We start from the raw sequence: 16,679 nt of genomic DNA, 5'->3' as shown, positions 1-16,679 counted from the left end.
CGCTCGTGCGGACCGCCGGGTCCGTGCGGTGGGCAGTGGTGGCCGGGCCGGCGGTGGTCGTACCGACCCCTCCTCGGGGCCGGTGAGAACGTCCAGCCGGTTCACCGAGGGTCTCGGGCACGCCGTGGACGGCTGCGGAACCGGCCGGCGGCAACCGGTCATTGCGGCGGTGGCGGACCTGTCGTGCGTCCGGGGAGTACGGGCGTGGCACACGGGCCGCCGGAGCGAGGGGGCTCAGGGCCCGGTACGGCCCGTGGCGGGAGGGTGCGGCGGCTGGGCCGCCGTCGGAATCTTCGTTGCGCCGACCGCGTGCGGTGTGCGACGAGGTGACCCGCGCCCTTCGGCGCCGGGCCGACGCGCGGGGCCTGTGGACGGCCACGCACCGTACGGTCGCTACGGGCACCAGGCGGTCGGAGGACCGGCGGGCGGGATGCGCGGTGGCGTGCGGCGCCGCTTCGTCCGGCGTACGGCGGGGGAAGCAGGCGGCGGGCCAGTCGGTCGCCCGCCGCAGCGGGTGAGGGACGGAAGGCGCCGGCGTCCGGCTTGCCTGGAACGAGGACACGGGGACCTCTTCCTGCGCATGCTTGCCATGAATAACTGCCCGAACTCCACCCTTAGCACATGACTTACGTGCAGTCAATGAGATCGGCGGGCACAGCAGCCGGTACCCACGCCACGGCAGGGGAACCCTCTTCGCCGGAATGCCCACCCGCTGCACGGTTCCGGGTGAGCCCCCGAAGCGCGCACCGCTCCCCCGCCAAGCGCCCGCACCCCTCTTCTGCCTGTCCCGGATGGCGGAATGTCCGGAAATGCCTATTGGATGGTGCCGAGCGCGCGTCCTCCGGCGCGCACTACCGACCAGGTGTGTTCCTCACCGAACGCTCGGCGAATGGAGCCGCGCCATGACAACCGATCCCACAACTCCCGAAACGCCGTTCGACGACGGCCGGGAGAAGCCGCCCGACACCATCGGCACCGGTCCCCGGGCATCCGGCTCGGACACGGGCGAAGAACCCATACGCACGCTGCTCTGGACGGCCGCGACGTACCGTCCGCTGGAGGAGGTCGCCGCACTGGTGAGCCTGCTCAAGCGGACCGGCGAAGTACCCAACCCCGGCGACGAGGCGCTGCGTGCGGCCGCCGTCGCCCGCCCGCTGGACGAAGTGCGGGAACTGGTCGCGATGCTGGGCGGCCCGCCGCACGAACTCGACGAGGCGGACACGACCCTGAGGGCCGCGGCCGTCGGCCGGCCCATCGAGGAAGTGGCCCAGCTGGTGACCATCCTCGGTACCGAGGGCGCCGAGGGCTGGCCCGGCATCACGGCCGCCACCGCCATGGCGCGGGAGAAGAAGCCGGAACCCGAGGCGGCGCTCGACCTGGCGAAGAAGCCCGCCGGCCGGCCCTCCGACGCCCCCGCAACCCCGGCCGCGGCCCCGGACCCGGACCCGGGCGCCCGCCCGGCATGGCCCGTGGCCGGCACCCGCGGTGCCACCCCGTCCCTCGGCGCCCCGGCGGTGGCCGCGGAGAGCGCGAAGGCCACCCCGGCCGCCGCCGACAAGCGCGGCGCCCGGCGCCTGCTTCCGGCGTTCGGCGATGTGCGCGGCACCCGGCCGCCCCGCCCCCGGGGCGAGTCCGCCGCCGCGCCGCGCACCGACGTGCGCCGCACCGACTCGCCCCCGCTGCGCTCCGTCCTGCGCTGGCCCGCGGCGCTCCTCCTGGTGGTCTGCGGATTCATCCACCTGCCGACGGACTTCGCGAACCTGCGCTCCGGCGGCTACGCGGACGCCCTCTCCCTCGCCGTCACGGCGCTGGGGCTCGCCATCGGCGGGTGGCTGGCCGTGCGGGACACCGCCGGTGCCTGGGCGGCCGGCGCGGCGGCGGCGATCGGCATCGTCGCCCTCCATGCGCTGGCCGGCGTCGGCGGACTCGATCTGCTGGCGAACAGTACGCTCGCGCCGTTCGTCTGGGCGGACGCGGTGGCGGTGCTCTGCGCCGCGGCCGGAGCCGTTCTGGCGGGCTCCGCCCTGCTGCACCGGCCACCGGACCCGAAGCAGGCCGACGCGGCCAACAGCCCCTGAGCGAACGGACTTCGAGCCCGTGAGCCCCTGAGGCCAGGTCACGAGGGGCGCCCCGCGGGGAACTCCGGCCCCGGGCCCGCCGCGGGAGTGCTCCGGAGCCGCTCGCCCGGCCGGTACACCAGCCGCCGCAGCACCGTCTCGGCCGGGCCGCGGCGGCCCGCGCGCTCCAGTGCGTACGCCCCGGCCACCGTGGCCAGCCACACCCCGGTCGCGAACAGCGCCATGGTGGCGCTGGACAGGTGTGCTCCGAGCCCCAGTCCCCAGGCCGCCAGCAGCGGCGCGAAGAGCAGGGAGTGGGCGAGGTAGCAGGACAGCGACCGTTTCCCGACGGCGGCCACGGCCGTGACGGCCGTTTCGCCGCGGCGGCCCGGCCGTCGGGCCCACCAGTGGGCGAAGAGGGCGGCCGCCGCGACGTAGCCGAGCCCGGCGGCGTTCCCCGTGACGTCCCGGAGCACCGTGAGCGCCCCCGTCTCGCTCTGGGCGTCGGGCGGGACGTCGAGCGCGCCGATGTGGGCGAGGGCGGCGGGCAGACCGCCGAGCCAGCCGACCGCGATGCCGGTGATCGCGGTGCGTCGCAGCAGCGGTAGGTGGCGGCCGGGTTCTTCCAGCACACGGCGCCGCGCCGCCCAGAAGCCGAGCAGGAAGATGACGTAGGAGCCGCCTATCAGTGCCCCGGGCGCGCCGATGAAGGTGACGAACAGCCCGGTGGCGAGCCGGGTGCCCGCCGCGGCGAGCCAGCTGTCCTCCCCCGCCGCGTACGCCACGTACCCCGCTTCGGCCCCCGCGTCGCCGAGGGTTCCGAGCTCTCCCCGGGCCATGGCCATGACGACGGGTACGACCGCCAGCAGCACGAGCTGTGCGGTGGCCACGCCGATCCACCATTTCAGCGCCCGGTCGCCGCGGCGCAGGAAGAACCATCCGAGGATCAGGCCCGACAGGCCGTAGTAGCCGAGGATGTCGCCGGCCATCAGCAGGGTGGCGTGGGACAGCCCGATGAGCAGCAGCCACAGACTGCGCCTGCGCAGCAGTCCGGCGGCGGCGCGCCCGGAGGTTCCGGCGGCGGTCTGGCGCAGGTACATCTGCGTCATGCCGTAGCCGAAGAGGAAGGCGAACAACGGGTAGACGCGCAGGTCCAGCACGGTGATCATGGTGAACTGGACGGCGCGGTCGGCCCGGGAGCCGTCGACGGGATGCCAGCCGGAGGGGCCGTGCCGCGCCGCCCAGAGGTGGAACGCCGTGTTGGACAGCACGATGAGCAGCAGCATCATGCCGCGCGCGAGGTCGGGTGCGAGGGCCCGCTCCTCGGGGCGAACGGCCCCGCGCCGGCGCGGCGGTTCTTCGGTCTCTACCGTCATGCCTCGACGCTAGGGAGGCGACCGGTGCCGCCACATCCGCCGCGCGTCTGCCGGTGCCCGACCAACGGATGACGCCGGGGCGCGGGGGCCGCGACGAAAGTAGCCGGCCGGATGCGCGGACGGGCCGCCTCAGGTGGTGCTCGGGTCTCCCTTGATCAGGGCGAACACCGCGCCCACCGGGTCCTTCACCATCGCCAGCCGGCCGACGCCGGGGGTGTCCATCGGCGGGATGAGGACCGTCGCCCCGTTGTCCGTGGCCCTCGCGAACGCGGCGTCGCAGTCGGTCACGCCGAAGTACGGGTGCCATTCGGACGTGGAGCCCGCGTCCAGGTTCTCCTGGAGCAGCTGCATGATGCCGCCCTGGCCCGAGTCGTCGCCACGGCCGCCGCCGGGCGAGGAGACGACGCCGTAGACGATGCCGCCGCCCATGTCCATGTCCTGGTACGTCCAGGAGAAGACGGAGCGGTAGAAGTCGCGGGCCGCGGTCGCGTCGGTGGTGTACAGCTCGGTCCAGCAGAGGGTGCCGGGCTCCATGACCGCGTCCAGGCCCTTGGTGTCGCCCGGTTGCCACACGGCGAACTCGGCGCCGGTCGGATCGGTGAAGGCCGCCATGCGCCCGGCGGTGAAGACGTCCTGCGGCGCGACGCGGACCGATCCCCCGGCCTGTTCCACCGCCCGGCGGGTGGCGTCCGCGTCGGAGGTGTGGAAGTAGACCGTCCAGGAGGAGTTCGCGCCCTCCTCCGTGAGCGGGCCGACGGCGCCCACGGTCCGGTCGTCGAGCTGGAGGAAGCCGTATCCGCCGGCGTCCGGGCCGGCGGATCGGAACGTCCAGCCGAACACCTGCCGGTAGAAGGCCGCGGCGGCTTCGGGGTCGGGGGCGCCGAGGTCGATCCAGACGGGCGCGCCGGGCACGTAATCGGTCGTCAGCACGGTTCCTCCGAGGTCCTGCGGGTCGTGGTTCAGGGGTCGCGGAGCAGCGCGTACGCCGCCGGCATCAGCCCGTCCTGGCGACGGTAGCGGCGGGTGGAGACGGCCGCGACCGCGGTGCCGGTGCCGGGGTGGAAGCCCAGGAAGGTCAGTTGCCCGCTCGTGGCCCCCGAGTGGAAGTACATCGGGCCCCGGTCGGTCGGGTGCCGGAACCAGGTGAGGGTGTGCTCGTGCCGGTGGCCCCAGCCCCTGCGCAGCAGGGGGCGGCGGACCTCGCGGAGGGCGTCCGCCAGCGGGGTCTCCCGCGGGCCCGGGGAGTCGGGACGCAGATGCGCCTCGAGGAAGGTGAGCAGGTCGTGCGGGTCGGCCCGGACGGCTCCCGCCGCCTGGAACCCTCCGATGCGCAGCGGTGGCGTGGTGGTCGTGCCGTCGGCCCGGTGCCCGGTGGCGTCGGTCTCGGGGCCGGCCCCGGCGGCGCCGGGGCGTTCGGCGGGCCTGAGGGTCGTACCGGTCAGGCCCAGGGGTTCCAGTACGCGGCCGGTGAGGAGGTCTTCCCAGGGGGTGGAGGTGGCCGCCGCGAGGGCGTGCCCCAGGACGGCGACGCCGAAGTTGGAGTAGCGCCACCGGGTCCCCGGGCGGTGGCGCGGCCTGCAGCGCAGGAAGGCGCGCACGACCCGGCCCGCCGGATAGTGGGCATAGGGGTTGGTCGACCAGTGCGGCAGGGCCTGCGGGTAGAAGTCGGGGGGCAGCGGCGGCAGTCCGGAGGTGTGGGTCATCAGATGGGTCAGTGTGATGGGGTGCCGGCCGGCCGGCCGGTCCGGGGCCAGGTGGGCGACGGCCGGGTCGTTCCCGGAGAGGACGCCGGTGAGGGTGAGATGGGCCAGGAGCAGCCCGGTGAAGGTCTTGGAGGCCGAGCCGATCTCGTAGCGGAGCCGGTCGCGCGGAACGGTGGGGGGCGGTGCCGTGCCCCCGCTGCGGAAGGTCCGCACACCGTCGCGGGAGAGTGCGAAGACCACGTCGGGGGCGTCGACGGCGCGGACCGCCTCGTCGAGCCGCGCCGCCGGGCCGGCGCTCACGCCGGTGTCCCCTCGGCCAGGCCCGTCAGGACGCGCGAGGTCGCCAGTACGGAGGCGAACGCCGCGACCAGCGTGGGGTGGTACACCTGGTCGAAGACGTCCTGCGGATCGCCTTCGGGCATGGTGCCGAGGGCGGGCATCGCGCCGTCCGGCTGCTGGGCCGCGGCGAACCCCTCCCAGGCGCGTTCGTCCAGGGTGGGCCGGGCCAGGCAGGCGTCGACGACGAGGAGTTCGCCGAGGAGGTCCCAGCGCTCCAGGTCGAGCCAGTCGTCGAGCCAGACCGGCAGCCACAGTTCGAGGTGTTCGGCGATGGCCGGGGGCAGCCGGCCGGGGTGCTCGCCCCAGTCCGTGAGGTGGAAGACGGTGTGCGTGATGTCGTAGGCGATGTGGGCTTCGACCGTCCACGGCTCGGGCGTGCGGGCCAGCCAGGTGCCCCGCAGCGCCTCCTCCAACGGAGTGCTCGGGGGCAGGCCGAAGCGGCGCTGGAAGGCGCTGAGGCAGAGTCTCCGTACGGGCTTGACCTCGAACGCCCGCCAGCTTTCGGTGCGGTGGTTGAGGCGGATCGCCTCCTCCAGTTCGGGCTGGCTGTAGCCGAGTTCCCGGAACGGGACGTACACCTCGAAGGGGATGGGTGAGATGGGCTCGGTGCGCTGGCCGCGTACGAGCATCCGCCCGCCGTCCAGGACCTCCCGCCATGCGTGGTCCAGCAGCCGGCGGGCGAGGTCGGCCTGGCGGGAGCCGGCCACGCCCTCGCGGAACAGCACCTTGCAGATGACGGCCAGTTCACCGACCGGCTTGAAGCGCTCCAGGAAGCCCACCTCGGGGGCGGCGTCCGGCTCCAGCCGGAAGCCGTCCCGGTGCGCGTGGAGCCACTCCAGGGCGTCGGCGCCGACCTTGTGAATGAGACTGGTGCTCGTCATGCCGGCGCTCCTCGGTCCGGTCCCTCTGGGGTGCGGGCGGCGGTCAGGACGGCGGCGAACAGCGCCATCAGGGTGGAGTGGTAGCAGTTGACGAAGACCCGGGGGACGGCTTCCCCTCCGGGTCCGGAGCCGATCTCGGTGAGGGCCCCGTCGTCGTCCTGGGCCGCGGCCACGACGTTCCACGCCTCGTCGGCCATCGCCCGTGACGGTGGCCGGGGCAGACTGGCCGCCACCGCGAGCAGTTCGCAGGACAGGTCCCACTGCCGGTCCTCCAGGCAGGTGTCGAGCCACGGCGGCAGCCAGGTCTCCAGGTAGGAGGCGATGCCGGGCGGTACACCGCGTACGTCGCGGCCCCAGTCGGTGAGGTGGAAGACGACGTGGGTGAGGGTGTATCCGGACGTCTTCTCGAACGTCCAGGGCTCGGGGAGGGCGGCCAGCCAGGTGCGGGGCAGCACCGCGGACATGGTCTCGGAGGACGGAATGCCGCCCCGGCGCTCCGAGTTGAGGACCGCGAGGCGCCGGTTGGGCCGCTGCTCCGTCACGCGCCAGTTGCGGGTGCGCGCCAGCATCGAGACGAAGTCCTCGTAGGCCGGGTTGCGCAGTCCGGCCGAGGCGAACGCCGCGTAGGTCTCCAGCGGGTAGGTGGCGCAGGGTTCGAGGCGCTGCAGATCGAGGAAGAGCGCGCCGTCGTCCGTCTGGTGCCAGGCGTGCAGGAGCAGGTCGGACGCGGTGTCGTGGAGGGCGGAGCCGGCCGGGGTGTGCTGCTGGACGGCGACGCACACCTGGGCGAGTTCCCCGACGGGTTTCCAGGTGAGGTTGACGTTGGTGTCCGGTTCCAGCGCGTCGTCGCCCAGCCGGAATCCGGCGCGGTTGCGGGAGAGCCAGCCGAGGGCGGACGCGGCCAGGGACCGGACGTCGGTCGCGGTCACGCCGTGGCTCCGGCCCGCAGGTGGCGTGCGGCGTGGAGGTGCAGTGCCACCCGCGGGTCCGCGCCGCCCATGTGCGCCACGAACTCCAGCCCGGCGTCCAGGCCCAGGGACTCCGGCACGCCGTCGAGCACGGCCAGCCAGCGGCCGGCGCCGGCCGCCTGGAGCCAGCCGCGGCGCCGCACGGCCCGTACGAAGCCGCGGGCGACGTCGACGGTGCGCGCCCCCGCCGCGCGGGCGAGCGCGTGGTCGGCACCGGGCACGGCGAGCGGGGCCAGGAGGGCCAGTTGGTGCGTCAGGCCCTGCCAGGGGAGGCCGGCCGTCCAGTCGGCGTCCGGTTCGGGCTCACCGGCGGACGGCACGACGGCGGACGTGCCGAGACCGGCCAGCGTCCGCGTCATGGCCCAGTGGCTCCAGCGGGCGGTGACCGAGGCGTCGGGGGCCGGCGGGTGGGCGAGGACCGCCTTTTCGAAGACGGCCACGTCGCCGGGGGGCGGCTGGTGCCCGAGGAGAACGCTCGGCAGCAGGACGTCCGCTCCCAGGACCCGTACGGCCGCGAGGCCGATGTCGTCGTCCCCGGGGGCGCCCGCGGCACCGGCGCACACCCCCAAGTGGCCCCCGCCCTCAAGGGCGGAGACCACTTCGGAAGCAAGGTCCCGCACCGCGCCCGTCAGCCGGGTGGGAGTGCTGGGCTGCTCCATTCAGGTTCCTCCGTCAGCCCTTCTTCGGCCGGGGCGTCGGAGGCGACAGCAGGGCCGCGCCCTGACCTGCGGCGAGCGCGAGGATCGCGCACTCGCGGGTGTCCCGGTAGAAGCCTTCTGCCTCTCCCGGATTGAGGGCTGCTTCGATGTCGGTGTCCTGGACCTTGGTCCGGTCCGGGATCACAGGCTCGAACGAACGCATACAACCATCCCCTTATGCGGAGGAGTGTTTGTTGGTTCTTCCAGTGGAACGCACTGTCGGAACCCTCGCAAATCGCGTCGCCCGTCCCCCGTGCGACGGTCCCCTTCCGACCGGGCGTGCCCAAAGGCCGGACAGGGGCGCCGCCACGGCGACGACCAGCGCGTGCGCGCGGCCCTGCGGCGGTGGAGCATGGGGGTGATGACCGGATCCGTCACCCTGATCAGTGAGAGCCCGGAGGACCCGTTCTCGCTGTCTCGCGCCGCCTCTGTCGTACTGGACGACCACGGCTCGGTGGTCGGCTGGAGCGACCGTGCGCGTGAGCTGCTGGGATACACGGCCCAGGAGGCTCTCGGCCGGCGCGCGGCCGATTTCCTCGTGGACCTCGCGGACCACGAGGTCGTCCGCGAGGCCGCGGCGTCCGGCGTCCAGCACGGGGGCTGGTTCGGTCTGTTGCCCGTTCGGAGCAAGCACGCCGGGAAGATCGGGCTCGGGGTGCGGGCCCGCCCGGTGGTGCGGGGCGACGGGGCGGTCGAGTGGTTCCTGGTGGCCGCTCCCGCCGAGGAGGTCGCCCAGTGGGAAATCGACCAGACCATGCTGGACGGGCTGTTCCGCCGGTCGCCCATCGGCCTGTCCGTCCACGACCCCGTGCTGGACGTGCTGCGGGTCAACCGGGCGATCGCGCACATCGCCGGCATCCCCACGGAGGAGGCACGCGGGCATCGCATCGGTGACTTCCTGGTCCGCCCGGACGCCGACACGATCGAGAGCCGGCTGCGGCAGGTGCTGGAGACCGGCAAGCCGATGATCTTCACCGAGCAGTCGTGCCGGCTGCTCAGCGAGCCCAACCGGGAGCGGTTCGTCGCCGTTTCCGCCTTCCGTATGCAGGATTCCAAGGGCCGGACCCTCGGCGTGACCCAGCTGGTCGAGGATGTGACGGACCGGCACCGGGCGCGGCGGCGGCTGGCGATGCTCAACGAGGCGAGCGCCCGGATCGGCACCACGCTGGATGTGACGACGACGGCGCGGGAGCTGGTGGAGGTGGCGGCCCCGGACCTGGCCGACTGTGTCGCGGTCGACCTGCTCGAACCGGTCAGCCTCGGCGGTGAGCCGGCCCCCGGCGCCGTGGGCCCGGTGCGCAGGACCGCGGTGAAGGCGGCGCTCCCGCAGGCCGCCGACTTCCTCTATCCGGTGGGAACGGTCCGGTCGTACGCGGCCGACACACCGCAGGCACGGTGCCTGGCGAGCCGGCGTCCGGTCCTGGTCGCGGACTTCGACCCGGTCAGCCCGCTGTCGGGCATCGGCGAGGACAAGATCCAGAAGGCGGTGGACATCGGGCTGCACTCCCTGATGGTGGCGCCGCTGACGGCGCGCGGGCTCGTGCTGGGGCTGGTGAGCATGTGGCGGTACCGGCTCCCGGAGGCGTTCGAGGAGGACGACCTCACCCTGGCCGGTGAGTTCGCGGCCCGGGCGGCGCTCTCCATCGACAACGCCCGCCGCTACACCCAGCAGCACCGGACCGCGCTGGCGCTCCAGCGCCGGCTGCTTCCGCGGGCGTTCCCCGAGCACCCGGCGGTGTCGGTCGCCCACCGCTACCTGCCGGCGGGCGGTACGGCGGGGGTGGGCGGCGACTGGTTCGACGTCATCCCGCTGTCCGGTGCCCGCGTGGCGCTGGTCGTGGGGGACGTCGTGGGTCACGGCATCAACGCCGCCGCCACGATGGGCCGGCTGCGCACGGCCGTGCACACGCTGGCCGATCTCGATCTCGAACCGGACGAGGTGCTCTCGCACCTGGACGACCTGGTGACCCGGCTGGCCGGCGAGCAGGAGGCCGACGACGAGGTCTCACCCGGTGAACAGGTGGTGGGCGCGACGTGTCTGTACGCCGTGTACGACCCGGTGTCCCGGCTCTGTTCGGTGGCCCGGGCGGGCCATCCCCCGCCGGCCGTCGCGACTCCGGACGGCGCCCTGAGTTTCCCGGAGCTGCCGGCCGGTCCCCCGCTGGGCCTGGGCGGACTGCCGTTCGAGGCCGCCGAACTGGAGCTTCCCGAGGGCAGTGTGCTGGCCCTGTACACCAATGGGCTCGTCGACAGCGAGGAGCACGACATCGAAGCGGGCCTCACCCGGCTCTCCAGGGCGCTGAGCGGGCCTCCCCGGCCGCTGGACGACACCTGCCAGGCGGTGGTCGACGCGCTGCTGCCCACCCGGCCGAAGGACGACGTGGCGCTGCTGCTGGCCCGGACCCGCACCCTGGCGGCCGACCAGGTCGCCACCTGGGAGCTGGAGGCGGAAGCCACCGCCCCGGCCCGCGCCCGTGAGCTGACCGCCCGCCGGCTGGCCGAGTGGGGCCTGGACGACCTGGTGTTCACCACCGAGCTGGTCGTCAGCGAACTCGTCACCAACGCCTACCGGTACGCGGGCGGGGGCCCGGTGACCCTCCGGCTCATCCATCATCACCGCCTCATCTGCGAGGTGTCCGACCGCAGCAGCACCTCCCCGCATCTGCGGCGGGCGCGGAGCACCGACGAGGGCGGGCGCGGGCTGCTGCTCGTCGCGCAGCTGACGGACCGCTGGGGCACCCGGCACGCGAGGCGGGGCAAGACGGTGTGGACCGAGCAGGAACTGCCCGCCGCTTTCCGCCGCCCCGTCGTGTGAGGCCGCCGGCCTCACGGCCGGCGTCCCGGCGCCTCGCGCCGCCCTTCCGGCGTCCCTGTCAGCCGCCTGTCGCCTTGATGAGCAGCAGGGCGATGTCGTCGCTGCGCGGCGCGGCCTGCATGGCGTAGCGGACGATGCTGTCGGCGAGTGCCTCCATGGGCAGTTCCCGGCCTTCGGCGAGCTGTCCGGCGAGTTCCGCGGTGGCCTCGTCGAGGGTGACTCCGGGCGCCTCGACGAGGCCGTCGGTGTACATGGCGAGGACGGTGCCGGGCGGCAGCGGGACCTCGGTGGTGGGGTAGTCGGCGTCGGCGTCGATGCCCAGCAGGAGTCCGGGGGACAGCTCGGGCACGGACGTGCTCCCGTCGGGATGGCTCAGGATCGGCGGGAGGTGGCCGGCGGTGGCCAGGTGGGCGGCGTGGGCGTACAGGTCGATGTGGGCGTAGAGGCAGCTGGTGAACAGGCCCGGGTCGAGATCGGTGAGCAGACGGTTGGTGCGGCCCAGGACCTCGTCCGGGGGTGCGCCGGCGGTGGCGTGGACGGCGGTGCGGACCTGGCCCATGAGGGCGGCGGCGTCGACGTTGTGGCCCTGTACGTCGCCGATGGCCGCGGCGACGGTGGTCCCGCTCATGCGGATGAGGTCGTAGAAGTCGCCGCCGATGCCCATGCCGCGGCGGGCGGGCAGATAGCGGGCTGCCGCTTCCAGGCCGTGGACGCGGGGCAGCTCGTGGGGCAGCAGACCGGCCTGGAGGTGGTGGGCGAGCCGGTGCTGGTCGTCGTACATCCTGGCCCGGTCCAGGGCCTGGGCGAGCAGCCCGGCCAGGGAGCTGAGGACGGCGCGCTCCCCCGGGCTGAACCGTCGCGGCCGGTCGTAGGCGACGATCAGTGAGCCCACGGGGTGGCCGGAGGCGATCAGCGGCAGGTACGCCCACGCGGCCATGTTGTCGACGGCCGCCGGGTAGGCGCGCTCGAGCTCGTGGACGTCCTTGAAGAACAGGGGTGTGGCGGTGGCGAGGACCCGCGCGGCGGGGGCGTCCGAGGTGATCGGGGCGGCGTCGTAGTGGTCGATGTAGACGGCGCTGTAGCCGCGGTGGCCGATGACCCGCAGCCTGCCGTCCTCGACGGTGAGCAGGGCCAGGGCCTGGGCGCCCAGCGCGGGGACGATCTGGTCGGCGGCCTGGTCGACGACGTCCTGCACCCCGACGGCCTCGGTGAGGGTCGCGGCCAGGTGCATGAGGTGGTAGAGCACCGCCGCGCGGCTGGGCAGGCCGGGTTCCAGGGGGCCCGCGGCCCCGCTGGTACCGGTGTCCGGGGCACTTTCGCCCGCCGGGGTGTCCTCCGCCTCGGCGGGCGCCGGTGTGATACGCACGCTCAGCCCGGTGTCGTCGGGGTAGAGCCGGAAGGAGAGCGGCTGGTCGGGGGGTCTGACGGCGGTGAAGGAGGTGGGCCGGCGGCTGATGACCGCGGAGCGGTAGCGGTCCTCCACGACGGGGGTGTCCAGCCAGGGCAGCGCCTCCCACGGCAGGGCGCCCATGAGGTCCCAGACGTCGGCGCCGAGAAGTGCGGCGGCGGAGTCCGTGACGTAGGTGATGCGGCCCTCCAGGTCGACCGAGCAGCTGCCGCCGGGCAGCCGGTCGATGAACTCCACCGCCGACGCGGCCTCCGTGGGGCCGGGCGCCCGTCTGCGCCGCTGGGCGACGAGCCGTGGCGCACGTCCGGGGAGGACCGGCCGTCCTCGGTCGGTCGCCCGGCGCAGGGTCTCGGCCATACGGGCGCAGCCGGTCAGGAGCCCGTCCCGCTCCTGCGGGGAGAGCTCCGAGGGGTGGTCTCCGGGCCAGAGCAGGACGAGGCCGCCGCGGGGCGTGGGGTCGGTGTCCGTGGTGAGGGGGGCCGCGGCGAGGGCGAAGCGGTAGGGGAGGACGAGCCCCGGCCGGGGGTAGCGGCGGGCCATCTCCTCCTGGCCGCCGATCCACACCAGCCGTCCTTCGCCGACGGCGTCGGCCACGGGGACCGGTTCGCCGAGCGCCACCCGGGTCCAGGGGGCGGCGAAGTCGCGGGAGATGCCGCTGAGCGTGGCGAGGCGCAGTACGTTCTGGCCGGGGGGCAGCAGGTACAGCATGCCCGCCGACGCCCCGGTGCCCGCCAGCACGTCGACCAGAGGGGCGTCCAGCTGCCACAGGCCCGGACCCTCGGGGGGCTCGGGACGCCCGGGGGGCCCGGCGCGCTCAGACACCGGTCGCTCCTCCTCGTGGGGCGCCCGCCCCGGCACGAGGTCCGTTCATAGGGGGACGATACGCCGATCCGCGGTGGGTCACACGCGCGGCGGGGTTCCGGCACGGGCGGCGCGGGGGCCGGTCACCGGTGGTGTCCCGGCCCTCGCGCCGCCGCGGTCACGGGGTCAGCGAGGCCCAGCCGGCCGGCTGGGCGGGGTCGAGCGTCCGCCACTGGGCCAGGACCTTGGGGTCCTGTGCGTCGAGCCAGTCGGTCAGTTCACGGAAGGAGACGCAGCGGGTCTCCTTGCGCCGGCAGACGTCCTTCATCACGTCCTCGACGGCATCCATGTAGATGCCACCGTTCCAGTTCTCGAAGTGGTTGCCGATGAACATCGGCGCCCGGCTGCCGTGGAACACCCGCTCGAATCCGGCGAGGTAGGAGTCCCGGGTCTGCTTCCGCCAGGTGGCGTATTTCGCCGGATCGCCGTTGGTGAGGCCCTGGGACTGGTTGTAGAGGTAGTTGAAGTCCATGGACAGCACCTGGAAATCCTTGCCGGGGAACGGAAGCATTTGCAGGGGGAGGTCCCAGACGCCGTTCTTCTTGGACGGCCATATCTGGAAGTCGCCGGAGGAGCTGGCGTCGTAGCGCCATCCGAAGGGCTTGGACGCCGATATGAGGGTCTTCTGTCCTTCGAGGCAGGGGGCGCGCCCGCCGACCACCTCACGGGTGGGGTCGAAGGGCAGTGGGTCGATGTCCTGGAAGCCGGTGTTGGTCTTCCAGTTCTGCACGAAGGAGTAGAACTGGTCGATCTCACTGGTCCACTCGGCCGTGCTCCAGTCGCCGCCTCCCTTGGCCCCGCAGAAGTGGCCGTTGAAGTGTGAACCGATCTCGTGGCCCTCCTTCCACGCCTTTCCGAGCTGGTCCAGGGTCATCCGGATGTGCTCACGGGTGGGGTAGGAGATGGCGGCCGAGCCGACGCCGTGCTGCGGCGGCCGGTAGAGGTTCTTCTTCTCGTCCGGCAGCAGGTAGATGCCGGTGAGGAAGAGCGTCATATGGGCGCCGCTCTCCTTGGCCACGCGGCGGAAGCGGGAGAAGAGCCGGTCGTCGCCCTCCAGGGCGCCGTCCCAGGAGAAGACCACGAACTGGGGAGGCTTCTGCCCGGGCTTCAGCCGTTCGGCCTTCAACTGTCCGGGCTGCGGGCCGGTGTAGCTGGTGGACCCGTCTCCCAGGATTCTGACCTTCCCGTCCCACTGCTCGTCCTCGGCGTTCTTGCCGCTCCCGCCCTTCTGCCCGGCCGGCGGCCGGGGCGCGGGTGCGGTCGTGCGTGTGGCCGTCCCCGCCGGGTCGCCGTCGGACGCGTCACCGACGGCGAGCGGGATCAGCGTCGCTCCGGTGGCGACGAGCACCGCGGCGACGCCCAGGCCGACGCCGCGCGTGCTCGCGCGGGCCCACAGGCGCCGCACGGTCGGGTGGTTCCGGATCATCTCGACTTCTCCCGCTCGGTTGCGGCGCGGCCGGTGCTGCCCTTCACCGCGTCCGTGTACTGGTTCCAGATGGCGGCCGGCCGCAGTGCCTCGGCCGGGGAGTCTCCGCCGAGTCCCTTCAGCGGCAGCGGCGCGAGGCTCTTGGCGAGGTCCATGCGGTAGACGACGACGGCCGTGGATTGGGTGCCGTCGTAGCCGGCGTACCAGCGGGCCGTGTCCTCACGGTTGCCGCCGGCCTTCCCCGCAGTGCCGGGGCGCCCCTGGCGTGCGAGGGCGTCGGTGACCTGGCCCGCGACCGCGGCGCTCACGGCGCGCTCGGCGCGGGGCTTGACCAGGGGCACCGGCTCGCCGTTGCGGGTGACGCGCAGGACCGAGTACGGCTCGGTGTGCGTGCCGCGGGCGGCGAACATGCTGTACGCGCTGGCCATGCGGATGGCACTCGGGGTGGAGTTGCCGAGGGCGAAGTCCGGTACGGGCGGCCCGAAGCTGGAGGCGAGCAGTCCGGCCGACTCGGCGGTACCGCGCACCCGGTCGAGGCCGACGTCCATGCCGAGCTGCAGGAACGGCGCGTCCGCGGATTCGGCCATGGCCCGGCGCAGGGTGATGCGGCCGTGCGAGCGGCCGTCGAGGTTGTGCCCCTTGAGCATCTTGCCGCCGCGGTCCCAGTAGGGGCCTTCCGGGGTCATCAGTGGGGTGCCGTCGTCGCCGTCGTAGAGCGTCGAGGGGCTGACCGGGGTGCGGGGGCCGGTGCGCTTGCGCTGGACGCCGTGTTCGAGGGCGGAGGCGTAGACGAACGGCGTGAACACGGTTCCGGCGGGGACGGTGGCCGCGTTGGACTCGTTGAAGGCCTGTTTCTGGAAGTCGGGACCGCCGTGGACGGCGAGTATGCGACCGTCGGGGGCGACCGAGGCGGCACCGAACCGTGTGTACTGGTCGGCCTTGCGGTCCTTGGGGTCGAGGGACGTGCGCGCGTCGTTGACGGCCTTCGTGAGGGCGGTCATGCGCGGCTTCTCGAAGGTCGTGTAGATCTGGTAGCCGCCGAGGTCGAACTGGGCGTCGGTGATGCGTCCGGCCCGTTTGGCGTAGGCCTCGGCGAGTTCGACGAGGTAGCCGTCCTGTCCGCCGGCACTGTGGGGCCTGGTCGGTTTCCTGGGTTCGGGGAACTTCGTGTAGCGGGCCCGCTCCTCCGGGGACAGCTTGCCGATCTCGACCATCCGGTCCAGGGTCCACGACCACCGTTCGACGGCGCGCTCGCGGTTCTTCGGCCCGAGCGCCGGGTCGTAGAGGGAGGCGCCCTTGAGCACCGCGGCGAGGAAGGCGCCCTCGCTGGCGTTCAGCTGGGTGACCTCCTTGCCGTAGTACGCCTGGGAGGCCCGCTGGAGGCCGTAGGTGCCCCGGCCGAACCAGCTGGTGTTGAGGTACTCCTCGAGGATCTGGTCCTTGCTGAGGTGCCGGTCGAGCTTGATGGCGAGCAGCATCTCGGTGAACTTGCGGGAGAACGACTGGTCCTGGCTGAGGTAGACGTTCTTGACGTACTGCTGGGTGATGGTGGAGCCGCCCTGGGTGTCGCCCTCGCCGACCGTCCGCCACAGGGCGCGGGTGACACCGCCCACCGAGATGCCGGGGTCGGAGTAGAACCCGGCGTTCTCGGCGGCGAGTACGGCCCACCGGACGTCCTCGGGGATCTTGTCCAGGGGCATCTCCTGGCGGCTGACCCAGCCCGTGCGGGCCATCCGGGTGCCGTCCGCCCAGTAGTAGACGTTGTCCTGCTGGGTGGCGAAGGCGTTGAGGTCGTCGGGTATCTCCGTGCGCGCGTAGGCGACGGTCACGATGCCGACCAGGGTCGCCGTGACCGTCAGGAACGAGGCGAGGAGCTGGCGCCACGACGGTATCCAGCGGCGCCAGCCGGCTCTGCCGGCGCGTGGATAGTCGGGCCTGCGCGGACGGAACCCGCGGGAAGCGCGGGGCTTCGCCCGCTTCCCACGCGCCCCGGTCGCTGGCCTCACCGCCGCACGCAGGGTGTCGACGGCCTTTTTGTAGTTGATGTGCCTGGTCATCCCCGTCCAGCCATGACTTGCGGCTTGGCGCACGCAACCGCGGGCGTCCGTCCGACATCTGTATTACCGGCGCGACGAATCCACCACGGA

At 73.3% G+C, this 16,679-nt stretch carries 12 protein-coding genes; 2 read left to right on the top strand and 10 right to left on the bottom strand.

What is annotated here, in order from left to right; genetic code table 11:
- Window positions 1-902 precede the first annotated feature (902 nt).
- Window positions 903-2,078: a hypothetical protein gene (locus tag ACY34K_RS26550; protein ID WP_462751405.1), complete on the top strand. Its 1,176-nt coding sequence runs from the start codon at window positions 903-905 to the stop codon at window positions 2,076-2,078.
- 38 nt (window positions 2,079-2,116) lie between these two features.
- Here ACY34K_RS26550 and ACY34K_RS26545 read toward each other — a convergent pair whose 3' ends face one another.
- The 7 genes from ACY34K_RS26545 to ACY34K_RS26515 all read right to left on the bottom strand — a co-directional run bounded on the left by ACY34K_RS26545 (window position 2,117) and on the right by ACY34K_RS26515 (window position 8,185).
- Window positions 2,117-3,433 (bottom strand): DUF418 domain-containing protein, encoded by a 1,317-nt coding sequence (locus tag ACY34K_RS26545; RefSeq protein WP_462751403.1) that lies wholly within the window; start codon window positions 3,431-3,433, stop codon window positions 2,117-2,119.
- A gap of 129 nt (window positions 3,434-3,562) precedes the next feature.
- Window positions 3,563-4,363, bottom strand: coding sequence for a VOC family protein (locus ACY34K_RS26540; protein ID WP_462751401.1), 801 nt, complete (start codon window positions 4,361-4,363; stop codon window positions 3,563-3,565).
- Window positions 4,364-4,392: 29 nt separating this feature from the next.
- On the bottom strand, window positions 4,393-5,436 hold the full coding sequence (locus ACY34K_RS26535; RefSeq protein WP_462751399.1) for a serine hydrolase domain-containing protein: 1,044 nt from the start codon (window positions 5,434-5,436) through the stop codon (window positions 4,393-4,395).
- Window positions 5,433-6,356: a DUF6895 family protein gene (locus tag ACY34K_RS26530; RefSeq protein WP_462751397.1), complete on the bottom strand. Its 924-nt coding sequence runs from the start codon at window positions 6,354-6,356 to the stop codon at window positions 5,433-5,435. Before ACY34K_RS26530 ends, ACY34K_RS26535 begins: the two co-directional genes overlap by 4 nt.
- Complete coding sequence (locus ACY34K_RS26525) at window positions 6,353-7,285, bottom strand: DUF6895 family protein (protein WP_462751395.1); 933 nt, start codon at window positions 7,283-7,285, stop codon at window positions 6,353-6,355. The genes ACY34K_RS26530 and ACY34K_RS26525 overlap by 4 nt, the downstream gene beginning before the upstream one ends.
- Complete coding sequence (locus ACY34K_RS26520; RefSeq protein ID WP_462751393.1) at window positions 7,282-7,983, bottom strand: hypothetical protein; 702 nt, start codon at window positions 7,981-7,983, stop codon at window positions 7,282-7,284. The genes ACY34K_RS26525 and ACY34K_RS26520 overlap by 4 nt, the downstream gene beginning before the upstream one ends.
- 13 nt (window positions 7,984-7,996) lie before the next feature.
- Window positions 7,997-8,185 carry a hypothetical protein gene (locus ACY34K_RS26515; protein WP_462751391.1) on the bottom strand — a complete coding sequence of 63 codons (189 nt, stop codon included), beginning with the start codon at window positions 8,183-8,185 and terminating at the stop codon, window positions 7,997-7,999.
- 198 nt (window positions 8,186-8,383) lie between these two features.
- Here ACY34K_RS26515 and ACY34K_RS26510 point away from each other — a divergent pair, with 198 nt between their 5' ends.
- Window positions 8,384-10,837, top strand: coding sequence for a SpoIIE family protein phosphatase (locus ACY34K_RS26510; RefSeq protein ID WP_462751389.1), 2,454 nt, complete (start codon window positions 8,384-8,386; stop codon window positions 10,835-10,837).
- 58 nt (window positions 10,838-10,895) lie between these two features.
- Here ACY34K_RS26510 and ACY34K_RS26505 read toward each other — a convergent pair whose 3' ends face one another.
- From ACY34K_RS26505 to ACY34K_RS26495, 3 genes are all read right to left on the bottom strand, one after another.
- Window positions 10,896-13,067 carry a SpoIIE family protein phosphatase gene (locus ACY34K_RS26505; RefSeq protein WP_462751387.1) on the bottom strand — a complete coding sequence of 724 codons (2,172 nt, stop codon included), beginning with the start codon at window positions 13,065-13,067 and terminating at the stop codon, window positions 10,896-10,898.
- A gap of 157 nt (window positions 13,068-13,224) precedes the next feature.
- Window positions 13,225-14,532, bottom strand: a complete 1,308-nt coding sequence (locus ACY34K_RS26500) for a polysaccharide deacetylase family protein (protein WP_462751385.1) — start codon at window positions 14,530-14,532, stop codon at window positions 13,225-13,227.
- Window positions 14,529-16,589 (bottom strand): transglycosylase domain-containing protein, encoded by a 2,061-nt coding sequence (locus ACY34K_RS26495; RefSeq protein ID WP_462751384.1) that lies wholly within the window; start codon window positions 16,587-16,589, stop codon window positions 14,529-14,531. Before ACY34K_RS26495 ends, ACY34K_RS26500 begins: the two co-directional genes overlap by 4 nt.
- Window positions 16,590-16,679: the final 90 nt, after the last annotated feature.

This window comes from Streptomyces sp. STAM6 (assembly GCF_054963715.1).
This window is presented reverse-complemented; position numbering and strand designations above follow the sequence as displayed.